This is a genomic window from Enhygromyxa salina (assembly GCF_002994615.1).
Taxonomy (GTDB): domain Bacteria; phylum Myxococcota_A; class Polyangia; order Nannocystales; family Nannocystaceae; genus Plesiocystis; species Plesiocystis salina_A.
In genome coordinates, this window is record NZ_PVNK01000254.1 from 1 (window position 1) to 26,252 (window position 26,252).

General features: G+C 70.3%; 14 protein-coding genes. 6 read left to right on the forward strand and 8 right to left on the reverse strand.

Features of this window, described 5'->3' with window-relative positions; translation table 11 throughout:
• The coding region (locus tag ENSA5_RS29105; protein ID WP_106394978.1) for a TPM domain-containing protein at positions 1–473 on the forward strand (473 nt) is incomplete at its 5' end.
• Between the two features lie 34 nt (positions 474–507).
• Here the strand turns inward: ENSA5_RS29105 and ENSA5_RS29110 are convergent.
• The 3 genes from ENSA5_RS29110 to ENSA5_RS29120 form a co-directional block, all read right to left on the reverse strand.
• The gene (locus ENSA5_RS29110; RefSeq protein ID WP_106394979.1) at positions 508–939 is read right to left on the reverse strand and encodes an Hsp20/alpha crystallin family protein; all 432 of its coding nucleotides are present in this window, start codon (positions 937–939) and stop codon (positions 508–510) included.
• Between the two features lie 1,254 nt (positions 940–2,193).
• Positions 2,194–10,569 (reverse strand): GH36-type glycosyl hydrolase domain-containing protein, encoded by an 8,376-nt coding sequence (locus ENSA5_RS29115; protein ID WP_106394980.1) that lies wholly within the window; start codon positions 10,567–10,569, stop codon positions 2,194–2,196.
• Between the two features lie 37 nt (positions 10,570–10,606).
• Positions 10,607–11,605 (reverse strand): universal stress protein, encoded by a 999-nt coding sequence (locus ENSA5_RS29120; protein ID WP_181198265.1) that lies wholly within the window; start codon positions 11,603–11,605, stop codon positions 10,607–10,609.
• A 497-nt stretch (positions 11,606–12,102) separates the two neighbouring features.
• Between ENSA5_RS29120 and ENSA5_RS29125 the strand changes: the two genes are divergently transcribed.
• On the forward strand, positions 12,103–13,170 hold the full coding sequence (locus ENSA5_RS29125) for a sigma-54 interaction domain-containing protein (RefSeq protein ID WP_106394982.1): 1,068 nt from the start codon (positions 12,103–12,105) through the stop codon (positions 13,168–13,170).
• A 78-nt stretch (positions 13,171–13,248) separates the two neighbouring features.
• On the forward strand, positions 13,249–15,234 hold the full coding sequence (locus ENSA5_RS29130; RefSeq protein ID WP_106394983.1) for a methyl-accepting chemotaxis protein: 1,986 nt from the start codon (positions 13,249–13,251) through the stop codon (positions 15,232–15,234).
• Positions 15,235–15,265: 31 nt separating this feature from the next.
• Here the strand turns inward: ENSA5_RS29130 and ENSA5_RS29135 are convergent, their stop codons facing one another.
• Both ENSA5_RS29135 and ENSA5_RS29140 read right to left on the reverse strand, forming a co-directional pair.
• Complete coding sequence (locus tag ENSA5_RS29135) at positions 15,266–16,393, reverse strand: Rieske 2Fe-2S domain-containing protein (protein ID WP_106394984.1); 1,128 nt, start codon at positions 16,391–16,393, stop codon at positions 15,266–15,268.
• Positions 16,394–16,398: 5 nt separating this feature from the next.
• Positions 16,399–17,499 (reverse strand): NAD-dependent epimerase/dehydratase family protein, encoded by a 1,101-nt coding sequence (locus tag ENSA5_RS29140; RefSeq protein WP_181198266.1) that lies wholly within the window; start codon positions 17,497–17,499, stop codon positions 16,399–16,401.
• Between the two features lie 201 nt (positions 17,500–17,700).
• Between ENSA5_RS29140 and ENSA5_RS29145 the strand changes: the two genes are divergently transcribed.
• Positions 17,701–18,864, forward strand: a complete 1,164-nt coding sequence (locus tag ENSA5_RS29145; RefSeq protein WP_106394986.1) for a hypothetical protein — start codon at positions 17,701–17,703, stop codon at positions 18,862–18,864.
• 10 nt (positions 18,865–18,874) lie between these two features.
• Here ENSA5_RS29145 and ENSA5_RS29150 read toward each other — a convergent pair whose 3' ends face one another.
• Positions 18,875–19,915 (reverse strand): phosphoinositide-specific phospholipase C-related protein, encoded by a 1,041-nt coding sequence (locus tag ENSA5_RS29150; protein WP_146156226.1) that lies wholly within the window; start codon positions 19,913–19,915, stop codon positions 18,875–18,877.
• Positions 19,916–20,074: 159 nt separating this feature from the next.
• Between ENSA5_RS29150 and ENSA5_RS29155 the strand changes: the two genes are divergently transcribed.
• Complete coding sequence (locus tag ENSA5_RS29155; protein ID WP_106394988.1) at positions 20,075–21,886, forward strand: CFI-box-CTERM domain-containing protein; 1,812 nt, start codon at positions 20,075–20,077, stop codon at positions 21,884–21,886.
• Here the strand turns inward: ENSA5_RS29155 and ENSA5_RS29160 are convergent.
• Complete coding sequence (locus tag ENSA5_RS29160) at positions 21,864–23,438, reverse strand: IgGFc-binding protein (RefSeq protein ID WP_181198267.1); 1,575 nt, start codon at positions 23,436–23,438, stop codon at positions 21,864–21,866. The genes ENSA5_RS29155 and ENSA5_RS29160 overlap by 23 nt on opposite strands.
• A gap of 174 nt (positions 23,439–23,612) precedes the next feature.
• Positions 23,613–24,692 carry an Rpn family recombination-promoting nuclease/putative transposase gene (locus ENSA5_RS29170; RefSeq protein WP_106394991.1) on the reverse strand — a complete coding sequence of 360 codons (1,080 nt, stop codon included), beginning with the start codon at positions 24,690–24,692 and terminating at the stop codon, positions 23,613–23,615.
• A gap of 118 nt (positions 24,693–24,810) precedes the next feature.
• Here ENSA5_RS29170 and ENSA5_RS29175 point away from each other — a divergent pair, with 118 nt between their 5' ends.
• A complete protein-coding gene (locus ENSA5_RS29175) occupies positions 24,811–26,133 on the forward strand; it encodes a cytochrome P450 (protein WP_106394992.1) in 1,323 nt (440 codons plus the stop codon).
• Positions 26,134–26,252 lie beyond the last annotated feature (119 nt).

Below are 26,252 nucleotides of genomic sequence, written 5' to 3' on the forward strand. Positions count from 1 at the left end.
AAGGCGCGCTCGGCCGTTCGCCGCACGCTGCCCCAGAACAGGGGCGCGAGCTCGAACTCGACGAGGTCGAGGCCGCGGTCGCCCGGGCCGAGCGGCGGACCTCCGGCGAGATCCGCGTCTCGCTCGCGCCCCTGTTCTGGGGCAGCGTGCGGCGAACGGCCGAGCGCGCCTTCGCCCGGCTCGGCGTCGGCGAGACCCGAGCAAAGAACGGCGTGCTGATCTTCGTCGCGCCCGCGCGCCGTCGCGTCGTGGTCCTCGGCGACGAGGGCATCGACGCGCAAGTCGGGCCGTGGCTATGGGACGCGGTCGCCGACGCGCTCGGCGACGCGTTTTGCGACGGGCGCTACACCGATGGTCTGATCGCCGCGATCGAGACCATCGGCGAGGCGCTGGCGATTCACTTCCCCGCGGATCCGAGCGACAACCCAAATGAGCTCCCCGACGCCGTCGATCTCGGCGCCGAGTCGCGGTGAGGAATTCTCGGCAGCGGGGGTGTAATTGCGCGGATCAGTTGACCTTGATGACCTTGGCGCCCGACTCCTCGACCGTCTTCTTGGGCAGCTTCAAGTGGAGGACGCCCTGGTCCATCTTGGCCTCGGCCTGGTCCCCTTCGACCTCGCAGGGGAGCACCAGGCGGCGCATGAAGCTGCCGTAGGTCCGCTCGAGCGCGTGGACGTTGGCGCCCTCGTGGCGCTTCTCCTCGCGCTTCTCGCCTTTGATCTCGAGGATGTCGCCGCGAACGCTGATCGTCACGTCGTCCCGCTTGACGCCGGGCAGCTCGGCGGAGACCGTGATGGTGCCGTCATCCTCGTTGACGTCGATCGCGGGGACGACCTCGTACGAGCGGGTTGGAGGGAGGAAGTTCTCGAAGATCCGGTTCATCTCCTGCTGGAGGGTGAGGAAGGTGTTGCTGGGGGCACGCCATGGTGCGAGTTGCATGTCGATTCTCCTGTTGTGGGCGCTCGCTGTGAACGCCTCGAATGGATCACTGTTCAAGAAGCGTGCCTCGAGGCGGCTCGCCGCGGCCTACGGCTGGGGGCTCGCGGAGACGCCATGCTAGATTTGCCGGGCGGCTGGGTGTTCGGGCGGTTGGGGTGTTCGAAGGGCTCTAAGGCCTCTAGTTCGTTGTTGTGGGGGGGCGTGGCCGTTGGGGCTCCGCGCAGGGCCGCAGGAGGTCCGAGTTCGGGACGTCGCCTCTCCATCTGGGGTGCAGAAGGCTCTTGGTGCAACACGACCATGTCGGTCGGCTAGGCGTCGAAGGTGCTTTTCGTACGGCGATATCCCGAACTCGGACCTCCTGCGACCCTTAATGCGCTCTTCTACGGGTGAAGGGTGACCCCGATCCAAACCTGCGGGTCATTTGTCGCCGAAAGATGAGCGCATTCGCCGAGACAAACCTGCGGCGGGGCGAACAACGCTCGCCGCTTCGGAGCGGGGTCTTTCGTCGCCGAAAGATGAGCGCATTCGCCGAGACAAACCTGCGAGCGGGCCGAACAACGCTCGCCGCTTCGGAGCGGGCTCGGTCGTCGCCGAAAGATGAGCGCATTCGCCGAGACAAACCTGCGGCGGGCCGAACAACGCTCGCCGCTTCGGAGCGGGGTCTTTCGTCGCCGAAAGATGAGCGCATTCGCCGAGACAAACCTGCGGGCGGGCCGAACAACGCTCGCCGCTTCGGAGCGGGGTCAGTCGTCGCCGAAAGATGAGCGCATTCGCCGAGACAAACCTGCGGGCGGGCCGAACAACGCTCGCCGCCTCGGAGCGGGGTCTTTCGTCGCCGAAAGATGAGCGCATTCGCCGAGCCAAACCTGCGGGCGGGCCGAACAACGCTCGCCGCTTCGGAGCGAGCTCGGTCGTCGCCGAAAGATGAGCGCATTAGAGGTCGCAGGGGGACCCCCGAGCCAAACCTGCGAGCGGGCCGAACAACGCTCGCCGCTTCGGAGCGGGGTCTTTCGTCGCCGAAAGATGAGCGCATTAAGGGTCGCAGGAGGTCCGAGTTCGGGATATCGCCGTACGAAAAGCACCTTCGACGCCTAGCAGCCCGACATGGTCGTGTTGCACCAAGAGCCTTCTGCACCCCAGATGGAGAGGCGACGTCCCGAACTCGGACCTCCTGCGGCCCTGCGCGGACCCCCAACGGCCACGCCCCCCACAACAACGAACTCGAACTCCCCCCCACACCGCAGCGAGAAAGACCTAAGTCGGCGCCCGGAACCTTCGGCGTCGAGCCCGTCGGGCCGTGTCTGCTTCGGAGCTGTCAGCGTCCGCGCCCAGCCCAGCCCGCGAGGGCACGCCGATCGTGATCTCGCGGACCTCTCGCCCGAGCGCGGGCAACACGATCGGCAGCGGACGCTCGACCCCATCCACGACCGCGACTCCGTCCACGCCCCGGCGCAGGCGCACGACCTGAACGCGGTACTCCCCCTCCCCTTCGCGCAGAACCAGCTCGAAGCCAGGCCAGCCCGCGGGCAGCGCGGGGGCCAGGGTCACGCGGCCGTTCTCGCGGCGGACTCCCAAGATCCGCTCGACCGCGAGTCGGTAAGTCCACGCCGCCGCGCCCGTGTACCAGGTCCAGCCGCCGCGGCCGAGGTGCGGCGGCTCGGCGTAGATGTCGGCGGCGATCACATGCGGCTCGACCCGGTAGCGATCCACCGAGGCGGGGTCGCGGGCGTGGGTCGTGGGCAAGATCATGCTCAGGACGTCGTAGGCGCGATCGGGGTCGCCGAGCTCCGCGAAGGCCCAGGCGACCCAGACCGCGGCGTGGGTGTACTGGCCTCCGTTCTCGCGCACGCCCGGCGGGTAGGCCTGAATGTAGCCGAGCCTCGGGCGGCCACCGTCAAAGGCCGGCGCGAACAGACGCACGAGCTGCTCGTCCCGCGCGACGAGCTGATCCCAGACGGCGGCCATCGCCCGGCGCGTGCGGCGAGCCGGCGCGCGGCCGCTGAACACCGCCCACGACTGGGCGAGGGAGTCGATCTGGCAGCCCTGCGAGCTGGTCTCGCTGCCGATCGGCTCGCCGTCGTCGTCGTAGGCTCGCCGATACCAGGCGCCGTCCCACGCGTCCTCGGCCGGCCCGATCAAGGCCTTGGCCCGATCGCGGAGCAGCCGGGCGTCGCGGAGCTCGCCGACGCGGTCGCAGATCACGGCGAAGTCGGTCGCGGCGACCATGAAGAACCACGCCAGCCACACGCTCTCGCCCCGTCCACGGACGCCGACCCGCGAGAACCCGTCGTTCCAGTCGCAGCTGCCGATCAGCGGGAGGCCGTGATCGCCCGCGGATCCGCCGTGGGCGAGGGCGCGCAGGCAGTGCTCGTAGATCGTCCCGTCGTCGGTCCAGCGCGGGCCGCCCTCGTAGCGCTCGATCTCGTCGGGCCCGAGCGGGGCGCTGTCGAGGTAGGGGGCGCGCTCGTCGAGCAGGGCCTCGTCACCGGTCGCCTCGACGTAGGCGGCGGTGACCAGCGGCAGCCACAGCAGATCGTCGGAGCAGCGCGAGCGCAAGCCCTGGCCCGTGGGCGGGTGCCACCAGTGCTGGACGTCGCCGGCCTCGTACTGGCGCCGCGCGGCGTCGAGGATGTGGGCCCGGGCCAGGTCCGGCGCGGCGTGGACCAGCGCGAGCACGTCCTGGAGCTGATCGCGAAACCCAAACGCGCCGCTCGACTGGTACAAGCCCGTGCGGCCCCAGATCCTCGAGCTGATGCACTGGTAGAGCAACCACCGGTTGCACAGCAGGTCGAGCGCGGCGTCGGGGGTTCGGATCTCGACCGCGCCGAGCAGTCGGTCCCAGCGGCGATCGAGCTCACTGCGCAGGCTCGCAACCACGTCCTTGGCCCGACAGCGCTCGACGAGCTCGACGGCCGCGGCCTGATCCTCGCACTGGCCGAACATGAAGTGGAGCTCGGCCTCCTCACCCGGGCCGAGATCGACCAACACCTGCAGCGCCGCGCAGGCGTCCGCGCCGTGGACGATGTCGCCCGACAAGGCGATGCGCTCGAGCGCGGCCGGGCGCCGCCGACTTCCGCGGCGGCCGAAGAATTCCTCGCGGCTGGCGGTCATCCCGTGCAGCGGCTCGCTCGCGGCCGCGAAGGCGCAGCGCCCGGCGAAGCTCGGGTTCCACGGGTTGCGGGCCAGGGCGACCTCGGCGCTCGGATCGAACTCGGTGATCAACAGCCGGGTGTCGGCCGGGGCCCGGGCGCCGAGCAGCCACTCCACGCACATCGTGACCGTCAGCCGCCGCTGACTCTGCCCGCAGTTGACGAGGCTCAGGCAGGTGAACTTGACTGGGTCGTCCGGCGCGACGAAGACCTCGACGGTCTGGATCAGCCCGTGGCTGTGGTGGGTGAAGGTCGAGTAGCCGGCGCCGTGGCGGACCTCGTAGGGGGCCGCGGCCGGAGCCGGTGCGGGGACCGGCGACCAGACCTCGCCGCCTTGCTCGTCGCGGACGTAGAGCGACTCGGGCGGCGGATCGAGGACCGGGTCGTTGACCCACGCGCTCAGGCGGTTGAGCCCGGCGTTGTCGGCCCAGGTGTAGCCCGCTCCGCGCTCGGACACGACGCTGCCGAAGCTGCGGTTGGCGATCACGTTGATCCACGGCGCGGGCGTGTGCTGGCCAGGCTCGAGGTAGATGACGTACTCGCGGCCGTCGGCTGAGAACCCGCCCCGGCCGTTGTCGAGGCGCAGATCCGCGGGCCGGGCCAGCCGCGGCGTCGGCTCGTGCTCGCGCCCCTCGGGCTCGAACGCGGGCAAGGGCGCGACGCGAGGGACATCGAGCGCGGTCTCGAGATCCGTGAGCTCGGCGTCGAGGATCACCGACGCGCAGCTGTCGAGGAGGTCGCGCTCGACCTCGTCGAGGGCCGCGCCGTGGACCAAGAACACGCCCCCGTCCGGGGCCCCGATCCGCGCCCCCTCGCGCTCGAACACCTGCGCGAGGCGCTGGCGAATCGCGGCCCCGTAGCCCGCGGCGCGCTCCTCGATGAGGACGAGATCGACGGCGACGCCGCGCTCGACCCAGTGGCTGTGGGCGCGGACCAGATCGGCGGCGGCCGAGATCCCGACCGAGGACACGCGGACCAGGATGATCGGCCAGTCGCCGGAGATGCCGTGACGCCACAGGCTCGGCTGTCCGCGGATGTTTCGAGCCAGGACCGCGGCCGGAGCCCGGAGCTGCGTGCGCGGGAACAAGACCGCCGAGATCAAGCGCTGGTTGCGACGCAGCGCGGCGGTGTCGTCGCCGCGCTCGTGGGCGCGCTCGAGCGCGCCGCGCTCGGCCTCGAGCTGCGCCCGGCGGACCGCGGCCATCGACAGGAGGCGGTCGGCGCGAGCGAGGAGCTCGGCCCGCGACGGCGCCACGAACATGACGAAGGCGAAGCTGCAGCCCCCCCCAGGGCTGAGCTCGACCTCGCCGCGCAGCGCGACGCAGGTGTCGAGGGTCGCGTGCATCTGCGTCGTCGCCCGCGGCAGCTCGCGGACGCTGCCCGCGGGTGCCCCCAGCTCGCCGCCGCGACCGAGGTAGGCGCCGCGGTCGGTCTCGTACCCGGTCCACTCGACGGTGTCCGAGACCAGCGCGCAGCCGAGCCACAGCGGCTCCTCGTCCGGCTCCCGCGGCCGCCGTCGACAGACCAGCATCTGGGGCTCGGCGTTGACCTGGCTGTCGACGAAGAGCTTGGAGAAGGCCGGGTGGCGGGCGTAGGCGCGGGCGTCGTCGAGCACGATCTCGGCGTAACCCGTGACGCTCAGCCGGCGGCGGTGGTCGCTGCGATCGCTGATCTCGACCACGCGCAGCTCGGCGTCCTCGTCGATCGCGACGCAGACCGAGAGCTCGGCGACGAGCTCGTGCTCGTGCACGACGATCTTGGCCCCCTCGGCCGAGAACCGGGTCTCGCGGCAGGGATCGTCGACCTCGCCCGCGTAGAAGCTCCAGCGCCCGCCGCTGTCGATGTCCTCGAGCTCGATCACGAAGCCCGGCTCCTCGAGGGTGGGGTCCTGGCACGGGCGGGTCAGCGCGCGCTGCCGCCAGCGGCTGTGGCCCGCGCCCCCGGAGGTCAGCAGGACCGCGTAGCGACCGTTCGAGATCAGCTGGGCCTCGATCCCGGCGGCGGGCGGCACCGCCCAGCTCTCGACCCGCTCGACGCGGACCTGAGCGGGCGGGCCCTCGGCGGGACGCTGCGGGCGCTCGACCGGCAGCCGGCCCGGCTCGCGCTCGCGCAGCAGCAGCTCGACCGCGCGCAGCGTCGGGTGACGATGGGCGCGCGCGACCATGGCCCGCGCGCAGCACTGTCCGTGCAGCGCGAGCAGGATCATGCCCTGGTGATGGGACATGTACGAGCGCACGACCGCGTGGGTCTGCCCGATCGCGAGCCGCTCGCGGGTGTAGTCGACGGCCTCGTAGGCGCCGAGCGGGCCCATGGCGCCGGCGCTGTCGAGCCGCGCGAGGTTGGCCTCGACCTCGGCGGGGGCGTAGCGCAGGGCGATCAAGCTGGCGTAGGGGGCGATGACGAGATCGCGCTCGAGCTCGCGGCGAAAGCCGATGTCCGGCACGCCGAACGCTCGATATTGGTAGTTGCGGCGGCTGTCGAGGCGCGAGTACCCGGACTCGGACACGCCCCAGGGCACGCCGCGGCGCTGGCCGTACTCGATCTGCGCGCGCACGGCCGCCCGCGCGCTGACGTCGAGCAAGGTCTGCTCGCCCTCGTCGAGCAGCAGCGGCGGCATCAGGTACTCGAACATGGTCCCGCTCCACGACAGCAGCCCGCGGCCGCCGCCGAAGCGCCCGATCGGGCGCCCGAGCTTGGCCCAGTGCCGCAGCGGGACCTCGCCCTTTGCGATCCCGACGATCGAGGCCAGGCGAGCCTCGGACGCGAGCAGATCGTAGTGGTGCTCGTCGTAGCGCTCGGCCGTGGCGTCGTAGCCGATGTAGAGCAGCTCCCGATCGCGATCGTAGAGGAACCCGAAGTCCATGCCCTCGACCAGCGCGGCCGCGCGCGCGCCGATCTCTTCGAGGCGCGCGCGGAGCTGGGCCTCGTGGTCGAGGCTGACCTTCAAGCCCGCGCCGAGCTGCTCGAGCCACACGCGCCACGGGTCGGGGAGCTCGCTCTCGACGATCTCGGGGGCCTCGACGAGGGCCAGGACGCGCTCGTAGACAGCCCGAGCCTGGCCGAGCGTGGGCACGGCCTCGAACTCGACGCGCAGGACCTCGAGCGTGGACTCGAGCACCGCGGGGGTCGGCGCGGGCACGGTCTCGACGAGGGCGAGCCAGGGCAGCTGAACCGTGAGCTCGCTGCGAAGGCTCTCGACCTCGGACCGGGTGCAGGTCGCCCACGCGCGCAGATCCTCGAAGGCCGCGGGCGGTCGGGCGTCGCTCTCGCGCTCGAACAGCCCGAGCAGCTCCTCGTCGAGAGCGAGGAAGCTGCGCTCGTCGAGGGCGTCGAGGGCGTCGAGCCAGTCCCGTGGTCCGGCGATCGCGACCAGCTCGTCGCGCATGTCCTCGACCCTGCGCCGGATCCCATCGGCCTCGGGGCCCCACTTGGCGACGGCCGAGAGCAAGACCTCAAACGAGTCGCGCAGGCCGCCGAAGCGGCGCTCGAGCGGACGGGCCTCGGCGCCGAGCTCGCGGCAGGCCTGCTCGAGGATCAGCAGCGCGACCGCGAGGTTGCCGCTGTCGACGGCCGACACGTAGCGGGGCTCGAGCGGGGCGAGCGTGGTCGTGTCGCACCAGTTGAGCACGTGGCCGTGGTGGCGGGGCAGCCGGGTCAGGCTCTCGATCGTGTTGCGCAGCCGGACGACGAGCTCGACGAGGGCGACGTAGCCGAGGTCGTAGGCCGCCAAGGTCCCGAGCAGCGCCATCGCGATGTTGGTCGGAGAGGTCCGGTGCGCGAGCTCGCCCTTGGGGTGCTCTTGAAAGTGATCGGGCGGCAGCCAGTGATCCTCGGGGCCGACGACGCGCTCGAAGTAGGCCCAGGTCCGCCGGGCCAGCTTGCGGACCTCCTGCTCGTCGATGCTCGACTCAGACTCGGACTCGGACTCGGGCCCGAACTTGGACGCGGGCCGACCCGAGCGCGCGGTCCAGATGACCAGCAAAGGCGCGCTCAGCCAGGCGAGGACCAGCGGCGCCGCGCCCAGGGCCGCGCGCGGATCGCTGACCAGCAGCCCGACCGCGAGCGCCAGGACGAGGACCGTGGCCGGGGCCATCTCGCGGACGATGGTCCGCGGCGAACCGGCGCCGCGACCGGCGACCGCGCTCGGCGTCCACTGGAGCTGCCAGCGCTTGGTCAGCATCGTGCGCCCGAGCGCCCGCGCGATGGCATCGCAAGACACGAGCGCGTCGTGGACCATGAGCGCCAGCCTCAGCAGCCACCGCGACACGGCCGGAGGGGCCCGGCCGACGACCCCGGAGATCGCCGGCCGCAGGGTCCCGGGCCGGGCCCGCAGCAGCCCGCCGCCGACGTCGGCCAGGACCGGCGTCGCCATCACGATCACGACCAGCGCGGTCCACAGCCACGCGCCGGGCAGCGCCAACCACGCGAAGACCGAGAACCCGACCAGGCTCGTCGACAGGAGGCTGCGACGGAGGTTGTCGAGCACCTTCCACCGCGAGATCGCGCTGAGCCGGTTGGGTCGGCGGCGTCCGTCGGCCGCCGGCACCCGCGGGCCGATCCACGGCAGCAGCTGCCAGTCGCCACGAATCCAGCGGTGGAGGCGGCGCGCGTGGCTCAGATAGTTGCGCGGGTAGTCCTCATAGATGATCACGTCCGAGACCAGACCCGCGCGACCGTGGACCCCCTCGATCAGGTCGTGACTGAGGATCCGATCCGCGGGCATCTTGCCCTCGACGCTGGCCTGGAAGGCGTCGAGATCGTAGATGCCCTTGCCGACGAACACGCCCTCGCCAAACAGATCCTGGTAGACGTCCGAGACCGCGCGCGAGTAGATGTCAAAGGCGCCGTCGCCCGCGAACAGCTTGGCGAAGCGCGTCGGCGCTGGCCCTGGCGTGATCTCGACCCGGGGCTGGAGGACCGTGTAGCCCGAGACGACGCGCTGTCCGAGCGGGTCGAGGCACGCCCGGTTGAGCGGGTGCGCGAGGGTCTCGATCAGTCGCAGGCCGGCGCCCGGCGGCAGGATCGTGTCGGCGTCGAGGGTGATCACGAAGCGGAACTCGTCGTCACGGACCGCGCGCCCCTCGTGGAGCACGTAGGTCGTGTCGTGTTGCCCGCGCAACAGCCGGTTGAGCTCCTCGAGCTTGCCGCGCTTGCGCTCCCACCCCATCCATCGGCCCTGGCGTGGGCTCCAGACCCGGCGACGGTGAAACAGGTGGAAGGGCGCGCTTCGATCATCATCACCGTAGCGAGCGTTGAGCTCGGCCACGCCCTGTCGCGCCTGCTCGAGCAGCGCCTCGTCCGCGCTCACGCTCGCCTCGTCGGCGTCGCCGAAGTCGCTCGCGATCGCAAACTCGACGTTCGGATCACGAAACGAGAGGTAGTGGCGCTCGATCCGATCGACGAGCGCGACGGCGTCGCGCTCGCGGATCAGCAGGCCCGGGACGACGACGAGGGTCCGACAGCTGGGCGGGACCCCGGCAGACAGGTCGAGCTTGGGCAGCTTGGTCGGCGTGACCATGAGCGTGACCAGCCAGTTCACCAAGCTGACGCCGATCGTCCACGCCGGGATCACGGCGAGGAGCGCCGCGATCGCGATCCGCGTCGGCGGGACCCCGGCGACGCTCGAGCCCGCGACCAGCGCGACCAGGTGGGCGAGCGCGACGAAGACGATCCCGCCGATGTACACGAGCGCCGCCCGCCGACGCAGCGCGGCGCCGAGGCGACCGCGGAGTCCGCCAAGCTCACGATCGAGCTGCGCGCGACCACGACCCAGGAGCCAGTAGCCGACATCGCCCGTCAGCGCGCTGTCGTCGAGGGCCGAGCTCGCGAGCGCGAGGGCCCGCGAGGCGACCCGCGCCTCGCTCCACCGACTCCGGCGCGCGAGCAGCTCGACCACGCTTCGGTAGCGATCGCGGGTCTCGAAGTCCGAACGTGCGTAGCGCCCGCTGGGGTCCCGACACAGGATCCGGTGGACCTCGCTGACATCCTCGAAGAAGCGGCTCCAGTCGGTTTTTTGGACCAACAGCAAGCTGCGCACGCCGTTGGCGACGCGATGATCGACGGCGCTGTCGAGCGGCTGCTCGAGCAGCTTGGGGCCGTCCGCCGCGAGCGCCTTGAGCAAGTTGAGGCGCAACAACAAGGGCAGCGCCCACAGCTCGGCCACGCTCAGGTCGTGGTCGAGCGCGAACGCCCGGATCCGACGACCGAGCTGCGCGCGATCCAGCAATCCGTCGGTCTCACGCAGGATCGCCGCGGCTTCGAGCTCGATTCGGCCAGCCCCGGCCGCGGGTCCCTCGGCCACGACCGGCAAGCGCCGCTCGAAGCGACGCACGAGCCCGGTCTGAACCTCGCGCAGCGCCCGCCTGATCACGAAGTGGTTGTCGAGCATCCACTCGGCGCCGGGCGGGATCGGGTTCGCCGAGCTCGCGGCCGCGCTCAGCAGCGGGTACAGACGATCGAGGGCGCGGGCGACTCGGGCCACGCGCGCGCGGGCCGACCCCCGCGCCGCGGGGCTGGGGCTAGCTGCGTACACCGCTGCTGTGCTGGTGACTGTGGGGCCTGGACGAGGGCAGGTCCTGGACAATCCACAGTGGTTTGACGAGCGAATCGAGCATGCGCCGGGCGAAGGATCCGTAGCTCTCGCCCTCGTGGCAGCTCGCCCCGTGCGCGCTCATCAGGATCAGGTCGACGTCCGAGTTGTTGGCCAGGCGCTCGATCGCGCGGGCCGGGTTGACGTCCGACAGCAGCTCGACCTTCGTCCGAACCCCGCGGCGGGTCAGGCGATCGCGGACGCCTTGAAGGTAGGCCTCGGCCCGGCATCGGTTGCGTCCCGTGAGCTCGTCGACGAGCTCGCGGTCGCGGCCTCCTGCCGGCAAACGATGCGGGATTTCAAGCCGCGGGACCACGTGGGCCAGGACAAACTCGGGGTCGTGGACGTCCGCGAGCTTGGCGACCAGCGGCAAGACACACTCGGCGCGCGCCGAACAATCCAGCGGCAACAGCACCCGCTCGAGCTTCGACACGTCCGCCTCGGGCGGCGTGATGAACACCGAGGTCCGAATTTCGGCGACGACCTTGCGGGCCACGCTGCCCATTCGCCATGTCCGCGAGTCGTGGCTGCCGTGGCTGGCCATTACGAGCAGATCGACCTTGTTGGAGTGGACGTAATTGAGGATTTGTTCAGCTGGTCGGCCGACGGCCATGACCGTCTCGACCCGGTCATGCAAGCCGTTGAAGCGGGCGGCGACCTGGCGCAGATCGGCGTCGGCCTGCGCGCGCGCGAGCTCCCACTCGAGCGCGTGGACCGGCGCGCGGGCCCCCTCCATGCAGGTCAGAACCCGAAACAAGGTCACGCGCGGGCTCCCACACGCCCGGATCGCGTTGACGGCCATCGGCACCGAGCGGTTGGCCGGCTCGGACCCGTCGGTCGTCACCAGCACGTGCTCGGCGACGACCGCGGGCCGAAAGCGGAGCAGCTCGAGCGACTCGTCGTGCGTGTCACGTGCCGCTCCGCCCAAATTGCTCGGCTCCGCCAGCAACGCCCTCGCCAAGCATTCTTTGCCGACACTGACTGCGTACGCTTGATGATTCACAACTATGATGACAGAGCAACCAGCATGCCAACCCATCGGCCTGGTCCACGCGCTGCAAACGAGCCCCGCGGGCGCTCCGGGCGGGGGTTTTCGCGCGGCTGGGGCCTCACGCGCACGCGAGATTTCGCGGCCCTCCGTGACCGCCTGAGGTGTCCTGATCCGCCTCGTCTGCCCGCAGCCCGGTCGTGTCTGGGCCCCACGCGGCGAACGGATTGCCGCCCCGCCCTCCGGTCGGGACCGTTAGAGTGTGGACGTGACGTACTGCATTCATTGGCGGAGCGACTGAAAGGGGACAGCGAAAGCGCGCTGCCCTCACCCGCCACCGCACACCACGTTCACTGCGCCAGCCAGGTCAGCCCGGACCCGCCCCACAAACCGCGTCGGCCATCGAGCGCTCGCCCCCAGACAGGCAGTCGACAACCATGAATCAAACCAACACAAAGCCGCAGACCCCCTGCGTCCCGCCGCAGCGCCTGTCGACAACCAGGCTGCTCGGCATCGGACGCGAGCCCGACCCCTTCGATCGAATCGCCGGGACCTCGCGGGAGATTTGCAAGATCAAGGCCCTGCTCAATCGCATCGCTCGGAGCCCGGCCTCGACCGTGTTGATCAGCGGTGAGAGCGGGACCGGCAAGGGCCTCGCCGCCCGCGCGATCCATGAGGCGAGCGAGCGAGCCGACGGCTCCTTCGTCAGCATCAACTGCTCCGCGCTGCCGCCCGGGCTGCTCGAGAGCGAGCTGTTTGGCCACGAACGCGGCGCGTTCACGGACGCCAAGGAGCGCAAGAAGGGCCTGGTCGAGGCGGCCAAAGGCGGGACCTTGTTCCTCGACGAGCTCGGCGAGATGGACCTCGGCCTCCAGGCCAAGCTCCTGCATTTTCTCGACCACAAGAGCTTCAGGCGAGTCGGCGGCTGCGTCGACATTCAGGCCGACGTGCGCGTGGTCGCGGCGACCAACGTCGACCTCATGGCCGCGATCGCGGATCGCCGGTTTCGCCGGGACCTCTACTACCGGATGGCGGTGTTGATGGTCGAGCTCCCGCCGCTGCGCGAGCGGCCCGAGGACATCCGCGAGATCGTCAGTCGTCTGTTGCGCGACTTCGCCGAGGAGCTCAACCTCTCGCCGCGCCGCGTCAGCCCCATGGGTCTGCGCTGGTTGCAGGCCCAGCCCTGGCCCGGCAACGTCCGCGAGCTCAAGAACACGATCGAGCGCGCCGTGCTGCTCTCGCCCGAGAACCCGCTGTGCGTCGAAGACCTGACCCTCGCCCCTCCCGCCCACGATCCGATCGAGGCCAGGGCCAGCGACACCTTCGAGCTGCCGCCCGAGGGCGTCGACCTGCGCACCCTCGAGCGCAGCCTCGTCGCCCAGGCACTCGGGCGTACTGGCGGCAACATCACCCACGCGGGCCGCTTGCTCGGGCTCAGCCGCGACCAGGTTCGGTACCGGATCGAGAAATTCAGCCTTCGGGTCCACACGAGCCCGGACAGCTAAACTACGCAGGCCAGGCGCGCCATGCTCCGGTGAGCTCCCCGCATACAGTATGTTGTGGGTGTAACCGGCGGTGTGCGCTTGAACAGCAAGAACATATTTTGGTCGACCACGATCAAGCTTGGCGGCCACGATCTCCCCATCGCGGTCCTCTCGATCGTGGTCTGGGCGGGGCTCCTCGGTGTCGCCGACTGGCGTGTCATGCTCGTCCTCACGACGGTCCGCGCGCTCGCGTGGGTCCTGTACGCCCGGCGCTTGCTCGCGCCTGCGGCGACCTGGCGCAGACTCGCCGACGGGGCAGACGCCGCCTCCTTGCGCGCGGCCGATCTCAGCCTCCACCGCTTCTCCAGGCGCTTCACGAGCTTGTACGTCGGTGGCTGGCTCAGCCTGCTGCTCTCGTCCATGCTGCTCAGCTATCTCGGTGTGCCCAAACAAGCCTCGGCCGGCACCGCGGAGTGGCTAATTGGCGGCGTGCTCATCGCAACAATTGCGGTCGCCGAGGTCGTCACGACGCGACCGCTGATCAGCAACGCCTTGATGGACATCCAGCACGAGGTCGCGTCGGCACTGAGCGCGCAAGGGCTGCGCACCGAAGCGCCGCCAAGCTCGATCGCGTCGAGCGTGACGGTCGTGGTTGTCGGGCTGACCGTGATCTTGGCGACGCTCTTCGCCTCGCTCGGCGGCATGATCCGCACAATCGGCATTCGCACCCATACATTGGAGACCCAGCGACGGCTCGCCGAGCTCGGCGCCCTGCACCTCCAACACGGCGCCGCCGAGCGCCTCGATCCGAGCGTCCGCGTCGTCGACAGCTCCGGGCTCCCCGCTGTACTCGCCCACGACGCCAGCGCCAGTGGCGAGACCCTCACGGTCGTCGACGCCCGCAACGACCGCGTGCTCGCGGCGGCGCCGGTCGGCGACGAACGCTGGGTCCTGGCCGAGGCCTCCCCCGACGAGCAGCTCGACTGGCTGCTGCTGTTCCTGATCGGCTTCGGCAGCGCGATCATGGGCCTGGGCGCGCTCGTGGGCCGCGACATCGCCGGCTACGTCTCCGGCCCGCTCGCCCAGCTCGACGAGACGACGCGACACGTGGCCGAGACCGGAGAAGTCCGCGGGCTCGAGCGCGTGGTCACCCACCGCAACGACGAGGTCGGCCAGCTCGCCGCGAATTTCAACCGCATGATCGACGTGCTCGAGCTGCTCGCCTCGGCGGCCGCGGCCGTGGCCGCCGGCGATCTCCGGGTCCAGCTCGACCACCCCGGGGACCTCTACGACGCCTTTCGTGGCATGCTCGAGCGCCTCCGCGGGGTCATCGCGGACATCCGCCACGTCTCGCACGAGCTGGCGGCGACCGCGGCCGAGGTCCACGCCGCCAGCGTCGAGCAAGAGGTCTCGGCCGAGCACCAGTCCGCGAAGATGCGCGAGGTCATCGACACCGTCGCGTCGCTGGCCCGCTCGGCGATCGAGATCACCAAGTCGGCCGCCGCGGTCCTCGAGAACGCCGAGCAGACCGCGACCACGACCGACGAGATGGCGGTCCAGATCACCGAGCTGAGCGCGCAGACCGGGAGCATCGGCGGTCTGCTCGAGGTCATCCGCGAGATCGCCGAGCGCAGCGACATCCTGGCCCTCAACGGATCGCTCGAGGCGACCCGCGCGGGCGAGGCCGGCCGGGGCTTCGCGCTCGTCGCCGCCGAGATGCGCCGCCTGGCCGAGCGCGTCGACGAGACCGTCGCCGACGTCCGGACCCGGGTCGGCGACATCGAGCGCTCGGGCGCGAGCACCGTCGCGGCCACGGTCGAGAGCCGCGAGCTCGCCCAGGATACCGCCGTCGCCGCGCGGGTCATCTCTGCGGTCACCCGGCGCCAGGGCGACGACACCCAAAGCGCGTCCGAGGCCATCGAGGAGGTCGCCCAGAGCATGCTCGCCGCGGCCGCGGCGACCTCTCAGACTCGCGCGGCCGCCGAGGGCCTGCGGCTTCAGGCCGACGAGCTCGAGCGACTGATCGGCCAGTTTCAGACGGCCTCGAGCCCCGCGCGAGCTTCGGACCCGAGCACGACGGCCTAGCAGCCCGGGGTGCGATGCCGCGAAGGCCCACTCACCCGTCGTGGGGCGCGCTCGGCATGACCGGGAGCCGCCGCTGGCGTGGCTGCGCGTCGCGCTCGGCCAGGTACTCTTCCCACTTGCGGATCGTCAGCTTCTGAAACTCCATCACCGCCGGGTTCAGCTCAGCGACCGGCGCGTCGTAGTGGCGCTCGTAGCCGAGCTGCTCGGCCTCAACGGCGAACCCGTCCTCCTCGAGCAGCGGCTGCATCAACACGCGGTTGGCGACCTCGAGGATCGGGACCATCAGCCAGCGCGGGATCGCTACCGGGAGCAGCGGGATCTTGAGCTGCTTGTAGTAGAACAAGAAGAACGCGCGAGTCGTGCGCTCGTCGATCGGCAGCACGAAGCACCAGTGCTTGATCCAGTCGTCGGTGTTCGACCACTGGTGGGGGTACGCGTAGCACAGCCGCATGTGGCTGGTGTTCGCGGCCGCGCGGGGGATGAAGCGGTTGTAGAGCTTCCCGGCCCCGACCTCGGTGTCGTACTCGACGAAGACCTTGTCGTCGTCGACCTCGAGCGAGGTCAGCGTGGGGTTCTTGAACGGCTCGAACTTGCGGTGCAGGTACTCGTGAGTGAAGTCCGAGACGTTGTCGATGATCATCGAGTGGTGGGCCTGCCAGGTGAAGTCAACCGGCACGCAGGCCCACGCGTCGGGACCCTCGAGCTCGGGGATCTCCGGCATCGGGACCGAGGCCGCCCGCTCGCGCTCGCCCGGGAACAGCCAGATCAGCCCGTAGCGCTCGCGGACCTCGAAGTCCGGGAGGCGAATGTTGGGCATCTTCTTGTCGAACAGCTCGTGGGGGATGTCGACGAGGCGCCCGTCGCCGTCGAAGGTCCAGCCGTGGTAGGGGCACACGACCTGACAGCCGCGAACCTCACCCGTGGTCAGCTTGAGCTGGCGGTGGGCGCAGCGGTTCTCGATCGCGCGAAGGCGGCCGTCCTGACCGCGAAACAGGGCGAAGTCCTTGCCCCAGAAGGTGACCTCGGTGACCTCGCCCGGCCCGAGCTCGGCCGCGTACCCGACCGGGTACCAGTAGTTGGGGTTCATGCCGGCCGCGCGGACCTTCTGGCGCCGGTTCTTGGCCTCGGGGAAGCTCGGGATACGGATCTTGGTCGACATGGCAGCTACTTCGCGCCCTCGTGGGCCGGTACGGACACCCGGGCGTCGCGATGGATCATGCCCTGGCGCAGGTAAAACTCGTAGGCGTCGTGCAAGCCCTCGCGGATGCTCGTCGGCGCGAACCCGAGCTCGCGGCGGGCCTTGCTGGTGTCGACGTGGCGGCGAGCCTCGAGCACGGCGATCGAGCCCGGCGTCAGGCGCTGGGAGGCCTTGGGGAAGAAGCGCGCGAGGGTCCCCGAGTAGATCTTGGCCACGCCCGCGACCAGGTCGATCGGGGCCTCAATGAGCTTGCGATCGATCCCGGCGACCTCGCCGAAGGTCGAGAACAGCTGGCTGATCGTCATGAACTCGGTCGCAAACAGGTACTTTTGGCCCTTGCGACCGCGCTCCATCGCGCGGACGTGACCGTCGGCGATGTCGTCGGCCCGGACCCAGGTGAAGCCGCCCTCGATGTAGAAGCGGAGCTTGCCGTTGGCGTAGTCGCACAGCGTCCCGCCCATCCGCGAGGGCAAGAAGTCATGGGGCCCGATGCACCCGCACGAGGTCGCGATCACGGCGTCGAGCCCCTCGGCCGCGGCCTTGAGCAGCTCGTGCTCGGCCAGGGTCTTGGTCTGCGAGTAGGACATCGCGTGACCGAAGGGAAAAAAGGGCAGGGTCTCGTCGCTGGCCTTGCTCGGGTCGTCGAGGTCGAAGCCCGTCGACGAGAACGAGCCGGTCATCACGACCCGTCCGACCCCGGCGTCGAGGCACGCGCGCAGGAGGTCGCGGGTCCCGAGCACGTTGATCTCGTAGAGCGAGCGCTGCTCGGCGGCCGTCGCCGTCGCCGTCGAGATCTTGCCCGCGACGTGAAACACCCGGGCGACGCCCGCGACCGCGCGGCGCAGCGACTCGGGGTCGCGCAGGTCACCCTCGACGCGCTCGACGGGCAGGCCGTCGAGGCTGCGGTTGTCGGCGCGGCCTTGAACGAGCACGCGGACGTCCTCGCCGTCGGCGAGGAGCCGGCGCAGCAGGTTGGAGCCGAGGTGACCGCTGGCGCCGGTGACCAGGACCTTGCCAGTTGGGATCCCGGCCGGCGGGTTGACTTGCTGGTCTGGCGCTTCGCTCATCGGACCTCGAATCAGACGCCGCCTGGCTATCATATCGGGCTTGGAATGCTGAGTGCGGCGCCGCACAGTATGCTCAGCGGGATGCCCCCTGCCCCACCTCAGGTCCTCGCAGCCCGTGGTGCGCGGCATCGCGGGTCCCCGCGCTGGATTTTTTGGCGACAGAGCCCACGGCGAAGAGGCCTGGCCTGGTGGCGTGAGGCATTGCACCACGGGCTGCTCGCCGTCGCCCTGCAGTGCTTCGCCTGCACCAAACCCGGCCCGGTTGGGGGCGAGGTCGAGGCGCCCGGGGCCGACACCGGCGGCGGAACCACCACGACCGGGGTCGCGGACGAGCTCGACGCCCCGCGCTTTTGGGTCGCGAGGGACGGCCTGCGCGCATACGATCTCGACGGCGTGCAAGTCGCGTCCCTCGGCGAGTTCGGCGATCGGGCGATCCGGCTCGGCGACGGCCGCATCGTCGCGATCGACGAGCAGCTCGAGCACCCGAGCTTGGCGGTGTTGAGCCCCGACGGTCAGCGGGGTCCGAGCATCCCGCTGCCCGCGGCCATCGACCACGCCGCCTGCACCGCGCGGGCGCTCGCGCCCGGTGAGCTCGAGCGTGCCGAAGCCAGCGGGAACAGGGAGGAGCTGCCGCTCACCCTCGCCATCCAGTCGAGCCGCGGCTTCGCCATCGCCAGGGGCCAGAAGCTGGCGTGCATCAACTTCATCGACCGCAACGAGAACATGGCCAGCTACGAGGTCAGCGCCACGGTCGAGTTCGACACTGGCGCGCTCGCCTCGTTCATCACCCTCGACCTCGACGAGCGCTGCCCCGAGCGCGAATTCCCCCGGGCCTGCGAGCACCTCGAGGCCGTCGAGGTCTGGGTCGAGGGCCCGTCGGAGCCGACGCCCGGCGAGTGGACGCTCAGCTACGACGAAGACAGCGGCTGGCTCGTGGGCCAAGGCGGCGAGCAGCTCGCCGATCTGTGCCCCGAGGGCCTGCGCGACGAGCCCGGGTTCGACCCCGGCTGGGGCTGCGCGACGCTCGAAGAGGTCTCGTCGAGCGGGCGCTGGCTGCTGCTCGGCGGCAGCATGTCGGAGGGCGACTACATTCACCAGGACCTGGTCCTGCTCGATCGCTCGTCCCAGGAATTTTGGCGCGTGGTCGACGACGAGTCCGTCGGCGAGGCCTACCGCTGGGAGCGGATCACCGCCGCGGAGCTCTTCGACGAGCCGAGCTCCGGCTACACCCTCAGCGTGGTCGGAGAGAGCGAGGTTGGCGCGCTGCCGCGCGATCGCTTCTGGATCGACGGTCGCTTGCTGATCCCCGAGCGCCAGACGGTCGTGTCGATCGGGGGCAGCCTCGCGCTCACCGTCTCGCCCTGATCAGGCCTGATCAGAACCCGTTGAGGGTCTCGACGACGGCGAACAGATCGCCGCGCTCGTAGAAGTCGACGACGACGAAATTCGCGGCGTGATCCCACATCGCCTCGCACTCTTGACCCCGCGCGAGCAAAAAGTCGTAGGCGTTGACGACCTCGGCGTCGGTCGCCGAGGGCAGGCCGAGATCGCTGTTGACCCAGTGGTTGACCAGGAACAGGTCGTTGTCGCTCGAGCCGCGGTTGAGCGCACACGACAGGTCCGCGGGATCTTCCGGGCCGTAGGGCGTGTCCCAGCCGATCGCCCAGATGTTGTGGTGCCAGGCGGGCGGCGGCGAGCCCTGCTCGGCGGTCACGATCAGGCGCGTGTCGGCGTCGACGAGCTCGCCGAGCGTCGGCCACGGCTGGCCGTCCTCGTGGGTGTAGACCAGCTCGATCGCCCCGGTCGCCTCGTAGTCGAGGGCGAGGTCGGCCGGGTCGACGGCGTCCTGGTAGATCAGGGTCAGGATCTCGCCGGGGTTTTGCTGGAGGAACTCGACGATCTGCCCGAGGACCTCGAGGTGGGGGGTCGAGCCGAGGCCGCAGGGGCCGTGGCAGAGCACGATCGTGCTCGGATCGCCCTCGTCGTAGTAGGTGTCGAGCAGCATCACGCGGACGCCGTCTTCGAGCTGGGTCGGGATGCCGTGCTGGTGGTTGGCGTTGAACTGGGTGTAGCCCTCGTCGAGGGCGGCGTGGGAGTTGTGGGTGCCCGCGAACACGACCTCGTCGTAGGGGCGGTCGCAGAGCTCGACGTGGCCGCTGCACGCGAGCTCGCCCTCGCCGTCTCCGTCGCCATCACCATCGCCGTCGCCCGGGTCACCGTCGCCGTCGCCCGGGTCACCGTCGCCGTCGCCCGGGTCGCCGTCGCCGTCGCCGTCGCCGTCGCCGTCACCATCGCCATCACCATCGGTCTCGCTGCCGCTGTCCCCGACCTCCCCCGCCGGGTCGGCGGCGCAACTCGAGATGAGCGAGAGCCCAAACACCACACACGACGAGCCAGCGCGACGCAGACAAGACATCGCGCAAGTCTATCAGTCGCGCCGGGGCCTCGAACGGTCAAAACCACCGCGACGAGGCCGTCGGCCGAGCGCCGCCCCCGAGCGTGCGCACCCAGCCATGCTCAACCACGATCGCACGCAGCGCGGCGTCCCGAGTGAGCGGTTGTTGGACCACGCACCATGGTCAAGACCCACGACGGCGAGATCAACCGGGCCTCGTGGCCTATGCTGTCGTCAGCGAGGCGCATGGCGGGACGCGGCAACAACCACGGGCGTGCGGGTCGGCGATCGCTGCTCGCGCTCGGCCTCGTGTTCGTCGGCCCGCCCGCGGGCGCGGCACCGGAGGCCGACGCCGAGCCAGCCCCCGAGCCCGCTTCGGACGCGCCCGACAGCGCGCTGCTCGAGTTTCACCTCGACCCGGTCGCCGACCTCCAGATTGCGATCTGGCTCGAGGACAGCGAGGGCAACTTCCTCGAAGACGTCTACGTGACCCAGGCGACCGGCAAGCTCGGGATCGGCAACCGCCCTGGGCTCCCGCTGTTCTTGTCGAGCTGGCACGCGCCCTACGGTCCGCGCGAGGGCGTGCTCCCGGTCTGGGCTCACCGCCGGGGCGCGAGCTACCCGAAGATCGTGTTCCACGACAGCAGCCCGACCGACCAGGACTCACAGGGCTTCCACGAGAGCACGAGCTCGCCCGAGACCTATTTTTGTCGTCCGCTGCGCCCCGACGAGGACGACGCGATCGTCGACGTCATGACCTGCCCCTCGCCCGCGAGCTTCAACTCCGACAAGGGCAAGTTCCTCGCCGGCGAGCGCTCGGTCTACCCGCCGCGCGCCGACCTCACCAGCGTCCACGACAAGGACTCGAGCGACGTCGGCCTCTACGCCGGGCTCAACGAGCTCGACGCGGTGACCCACGCGACGCCGATCGCGGGGCCCTACCGGGTCTCGCACCGCCTCGAGCGCGACGCGGTCCCCGAAGGTCCGCTGGTCGCGTGGATCGAGGTCTCACGCGAGCGCGACGAGAACCCCGACTGGGCGTTCGACCGCGAAGGCGACCACACCCTCGACAGCTCGCCCGCGCTGCAGCAGTTTGGCCGCGAGTTCCTCGGCCAGCCCGCGGTCGTGTTTCGCGTGGAGTTCGATCCCGCCGAGCTCGGCTACGCCGCGACGATCGACTACGCGGGCTACAGCGATCTCTACGGCGCGAGCGGGACCCTGGCTCCGGCCGACGCGACGATCTCGACCTCCGGAGGCAGCGGGGCCGACCGCCTCCGGATCCACGACACCCACGGCATCACCGGGCGCTTCGGCGTCTACAGCCACGGCTGGGGCAGCGGCGCTGACGGGGGCGGCACCGCCTGCTCGGAGTACACGCCGCCGCGCGTCGAGGGTCTGCGCCTCGACGCCCTCGCCTTCGACACGGTCCGCGCGAGCTTTCGGGTGCCCGAAGGCGTCGAGCCTGCCACGATCCACGCCCACTGGATCACGCCCGAGACGACAGACTTTCAGCTCGCGGCGGCGGTCGAAGCCGCCGGGGTCCCGCGGGTCTGCTCCAGCGCGAGCGAGCCCGACTGCGTCGAGGCCGGGCCCGGAGACGAGGTCGTCGTCGACATCGATCAGCTGTTCGGCAACTACAGCTACACGGTAGCGATCAGCTACGAGGACAGCTGCACGAACCGCAGCGAGCTAGCGATCGCCGACGTGACCACCCCCGTCCAGCCCTTCCAGACCATCGACACCGCCTGCTTCGTCGCCACGGCTGCCTGGGGCGCGGGCTGGACCGAGGAGCTGCGGGCGCTGCGATGGTTGCGCGACGCGTACATGGTCGACCAGCCGATCGCCGCGGACCTCGTCCGCAGCTACTACGCCTACGGCCCGACCCTCGCCGCGATGATCCGCGAGGTCCCCCCGGCCCGCGCGGCGGCGCGGCTGCTGCTGCGCCCGGTCGCCCGCGTGGCTCGCCGGGTCAGCCCTGCGGGTTCGGGTTGATCTGCTCGAGGCGCAGCCCGCCCGGGTAGGCGTAGGAGGTCACGTTCGTGTACCCGACCTGCGTGACGCCGAAGGGCTCGGCGCTGTCGGCCACGTGCGCGCCCGGGCTGATCGCCCAGTCAGAGACCTCGTACGCGCCGACGCTCTCGTAGCCCTCGACGAGCACATCGTCGACGAACACATCCGCGCCGCCTTGCGGCCGCGTGACCTGGACGTAGTTGAGGTCGTAGCCCGACCCGGTCACGAACACGTAGCGCGGCAGGAATTGCTCGGTCGGGACCATCTGGTACGAGGCCGGATCCCCAGTCCCGGCCCCGCCGTTTTGACCCTCGAGGTACTGGACGGGCATGAACGGCCCGTCGGCGGTGATGATGAAGCTCTCCTGGGTCGAGAACTCGATGAACTCGCCGCGATCGAGCAGCGCGGGGGTCATCGCCTGGGGCGGATCGGTGGTCACGGTGACCGCGTCGGCGCCCGAGAACACCCGCCAGTAGTAGCTCTCGTTGCCGCGCTGGGGCGCGTGAGCGCCGACGTACTCCATGCCCCAGTACTCGAGCGGGAGCAGCTGCTCTTCGATGTGATCGCAGAAGGTCACGCCGTTGGGCACGTTGGTGCAGGGCATCGCCGCGACGACCCAGGCCGGCTCGCTGGTCGTGATGATCGTGCCCGACATGTCCGTGCTGGAGACCACCTGGAGCATGTCGTAGGCGTCGATCACGACCTCGCCCATGCCGAAGGCCGGGACCGCGGGGACCCCGGTCCCGGCGGCGGTCGCCTGGCGCGGCTCCCAGGTGACCGTGGTGTTGTCGTAGATGCCGACGACGTTGAAGTAGGGCGGGCCCGAGACGTTGTGGGTGTAGGTCGCGGCGATGTAGTTCTGGCCCTGGGCGTGGTCGGGGATCAGCATCGACGAGTCGTTGTGGGCCTCGGCCATGATCGGCGAGTGCTGGTAGGCGACGATCGGGCGGTCGCTGACGACCTTGTGCGCGCCGCCGATCCGGTGGACCGAGACCCCGCCCGGCTCTCCGGGGGTGTCCATCACGTACTCGTAGGTGCCGCCGGGCTGGACGTCGATCGGCCCGGCGACGAGCTGCTCGTTGCCGCCGCTGCCGATGTAGATGTTGATGCTCGCCACGTTCTCGTCGGACACGTTGCCGACCACGAGCGAGCTCGGCTCCTCGACGAAGTTCTGCATCTTGTTGGCGTGGAACTCACAGCCGACGGTGCTCGCGATCATCAAGGCCTGGTCGCAGGTCTCGGGGATCGTCGGCAGGATCGGACCGCCGCCAGCGTCGGGTAGCTCCGAGAGGTCGAACTTGGCCTCGCCGTCGTCGCCGTCGTCGTCATCGTCGTCGTCGTCGTCGCCGTCGCCGTCGCCCGTGCCGGGCTCGTCGTCGCCGTCGCCCGGGTTGGTCTCGCCGTCGCCCGGGTTGGTCTCGCCGTCGCCGTCGCCCGCGTCGCCGTCACCCGTGATCCCCGTCTCGCCCTGGCTGATGCCCTCGCCCCGGCTGGAGGACTCCGTCTGAGCGCCACCGCTACAAGCGAGCGTCAAAGAGCAAGAAGCGATCGCCAACAGCGAGCCAAATCCAGGAGCGCGCCCAGTCATCGCGGGAGCATACCAAACGTGCCGCCCCAGAGATTTGCGCTCATCCCACCACTAGCAGCCCGGGCTGCTAGCACCCCGGGCTGCTAGGCCGGGACTCCAAAAACTGTGGGCGGCGCGCGCTCAGTCGGCCGCGAACACGGCCTCTGGACTCTCGGCGGTCAGGATCCGCTCGATGTAGCCCGTGAGCTGGGCCCCGCTCGCGGCCTTGATCCGCGCAGAGTCGTCATCTGACAGAGCACCGAACTTCAGCAGCAGCAGCTTTTCAACCACTTCGGCACGGCCCTGTTCTCGGCCCTGTTCTCGGCCCTGTTCTCGGCCTTTTTGCAGGCCTTGTTCCCGGCCTTTTTGCAGGCCTTGTTCCCGGCCTTGTTCCCGGCCCTCGTTGCGCAGCTGTTCGGCGATCGTCATGGCGAGTTCCTCGACTTCGGGGATCTGCTGGCGGATTTTTGCACGAAACTGGTGAAACTGCAGCTCGCCAGCGACCAACGCGATGTAGCGCAGCAACTGCGCCACCGCGTCCATGCCGTTCGGCGTTCGCAGCGCTTCTTGGAACGCGTCTGCCCAGACCTCGAGGTCTTGCATCAACTCGCGCGGGTCTCGGGCGTCGCGCAGGAGACACAGGGCCAGCTTGGGAAAGGCCGCGAGCGTTCGCTCGCGCAGATCCTCGTTCGTGAGGTGGGCGAGGTCCTCGATGAGAATGGAGAAGCTGGGCACCAACTCGGCCACGCCGGGGATCGAGCTCGGCGACGGCTCGAAGAGTGCGTGGAAGGTGCGCGGTGCTGCCCAGCCTCCGGGCGCGTGGCTGAGGACCATCGGGAGAATCACCACGAAGGGACCCTCTTGCTCCTTGCGATGCCGCTGCCAGATACGGACGAGATAGACCAGCATCCGCCAGGGCATCCCGTGGTCGTTGGTGCTTTGATGCTCGAGCAGGAGGTACAGGAGGGCGCGCGGGTTGCCCTCGTCACTCGCAGTTTCTTTTGCGGAGCCACCCGGGGGCGCGAGCCTGGCAGAGAACAGCAAGTCGGTGTGGCCGTCAGCCAAGTCGCTATCAATGAAGGAGCCGGGCTCGCTCGTGAGGGTGTCCCAGGCGATCGCCGCGCTGACGGCTTCCGGCAAGCGCCCCTGGAAGAGCCCCGCCGCATGCTCCGGGTGTTCGAAGGCGGCTTTGAACAGCGCGTCGTGAGGCTTGGCGGTCATGGGCTGTCCAAGAGATAGTCGCCACGAGTCGGCGAATTGATCCCGGGTGTCGACGGGCTACCGGAGACATGCGGCACGTCATGGAAAAGGTCCGCAGGCCAGTGGATACTCACCGACGATGGCGCCCCTCGACCCCCCGCGCGCGTCGGGTCTCCCGATCCTCGGCAGCTCGCTGGCGCTGCTGCGCGACCCTCTGGCCTTCCTTCGAGCCGCCCACGCCAAGCACGGACCGATCTTCGAGGTCCGCGCGGCCAACCGGCGCTTCGTCGTGCTCGCCGGCCGCGAGGCCAACCGCTTCGTCGGCCGCGAGGGCCGCGAGCTGCTCGAGTCCCGCAGCTTCTGGGGCAAGCTGACCGAGCGGCGCGGCTGCCCCCACGCGATCTTGGCCATGGACGGCGCGGGCCACCGGACCCAGCGCCGCCACTACGGCGACGTGCTCTCGCGCGGGATCGTCGACGCCCACCGGGTCGGCTGCGACGCGCTCGTGCGCGACAGCTTCGGCGCCGGGGCCTCGCCCATCGCCGTCCAGGATCAGACCCGGCTGCTGGTCGCGCGGCTCGTCCACCACTGCCTGACCGGCGGCGCCGAAGCCGTCGAGGAGCCCACGGCCCGCGCGCTGATGGAGGTGTTCCGCTGGGAGACCAACACCTTGCTGCTCGGCAAGTGGCCGCGGGTCGCCCTCCACCTGCCCCACTATCAGCGCAGCCTCGCAGTCGCCGAGCGCTTCATCGACGAGCTGGTCCGCTCCGAGGCCGCGACGGACCACGAGCGGCTCGGCGGGTGGTTCGAGCGCATCCGCGAGGGCCAGGCCCGCTACCCCGAGCTGTTCAGCGCGGGCGATGTCCGCTTCGCGATGCTCATGCCCTTCGTCGCGGGCGTCGACACCGTCGGGGCCACCCTCGGCTTCGTGCTCTACGAGCTCTACCGCGACCCGAGCCTGCGCGCGCGGATCCAAGCTGAGGTCGCGGCCGCCTACGCCGAGGGCGTCCCGGACTGCGCGACGCTCCAGGCTCAGCCGGCCCTGCACGGGCTCGTGATCGAGTGCCTGCGCCTGTACCCGGCCGCGTTTGCGATGTACCGCGGAGCCGCGCAGCCCTTCGAATTCGCGGGCCACCGTGTCCAGGCGGGCACCGACGTGGCCGTGTTCACCAGCGCCACCCACTTCGACGGGCGCTACTTCCCCGACCCCGAGCGCCTCGACGTCGACCGCCACGCGCCGCCGCGGGCCGAGTATCGGCAAAAGCAGGTGTTCATGCCCTACGGGGGCGGCCCCCACGTGTGCCTCGGCGCCGGGATGGGCGAGGCGATGCTGCTGCTCGCGACGGCGGGGATCCTCCGGCACCACCAGCTGCGCGCGAAAGATCCCGGGCGGCGCTTCGGCCCGAGCTTCGATCCCTCGCTGAGCCTCGACGCGGGCTACCAGCTGTTGGCGGGCCCTTGAACCGGATCGAGCTCGCGGGGGCGGCGGGCCCAAGCAACTGACGCAGGGCCTACGCGCGAGCGCCAGCGGGAGCGCAAGTTCTGCGGCCTCCTCGACTCCCGTCAGGCCGCCATCGGCCG

What these genes read in the sequence shown, in the direction of transcription:
- ENSA5_RS29155 (WP_106394988.1), top strand. Translation starts at nt 20,075, where the DNA reads ATGGTCAAGACCCACGACGGCGAGATCAACCGGGCCTCGTGGCCTATG.
- ENSA5_RS29150 (WP_146156226.1), bottom strand. Translation starts at nt 19,915, where the DNA reads ATGTCTTGTCTGCGTCGCGCTGGCTCGTCGTGTGTGGTGTTTGGGCTC.
- ENSA5_RS29175 (WP_106394992.1), top strand. Translation starts at nt 24,811, where the DNA reads ATGGCGCCCCTCGACCCCCCGCGCGCGTCGGGTCTCCCGATCCTCGGC.
- ENSA5_RS29170 (WP_106394991.1), bottom strand. Translation starts at nt 24,692, where the DNA reads ATGACCGCCAAGCCTCACGACGCGCTGTTCAAAGCCGCCTTCGAACAC.
- ENSA5_RS29110 (WP_106394979.1), bottom strand. Translation starts at nt 939, where the DNA reads ATGCAACTCGCACCATGGCGTGCCCCCAGCAACACCTTCCTCACCCTC.
- ENSA5_RS29135 (WP_106394984.1), bottom strand. Translation starts at nt 16,393, where the DNA reads ATGTCGACCAAGATCCGTATCCCGAGCTTCCCCGAGGCCAAGAACCGG.
- ENSA5_RS29140 (WP_181198266.1), bottom strand. Translation starts at nt 17,499, where the DNA reads ATGAGCGAAGCGCCAGACCAGCAAGTCAACCCGCCGGCCGGGATCCCA.
- ENSA5_RS29125 (WP_106394982.1), top strand. Translation starts at nt 12,103, where the DNA reads ATGAATCAAACCAACACAAAGCCGCAGACCCCCTGCGTCCCGCCGCAG.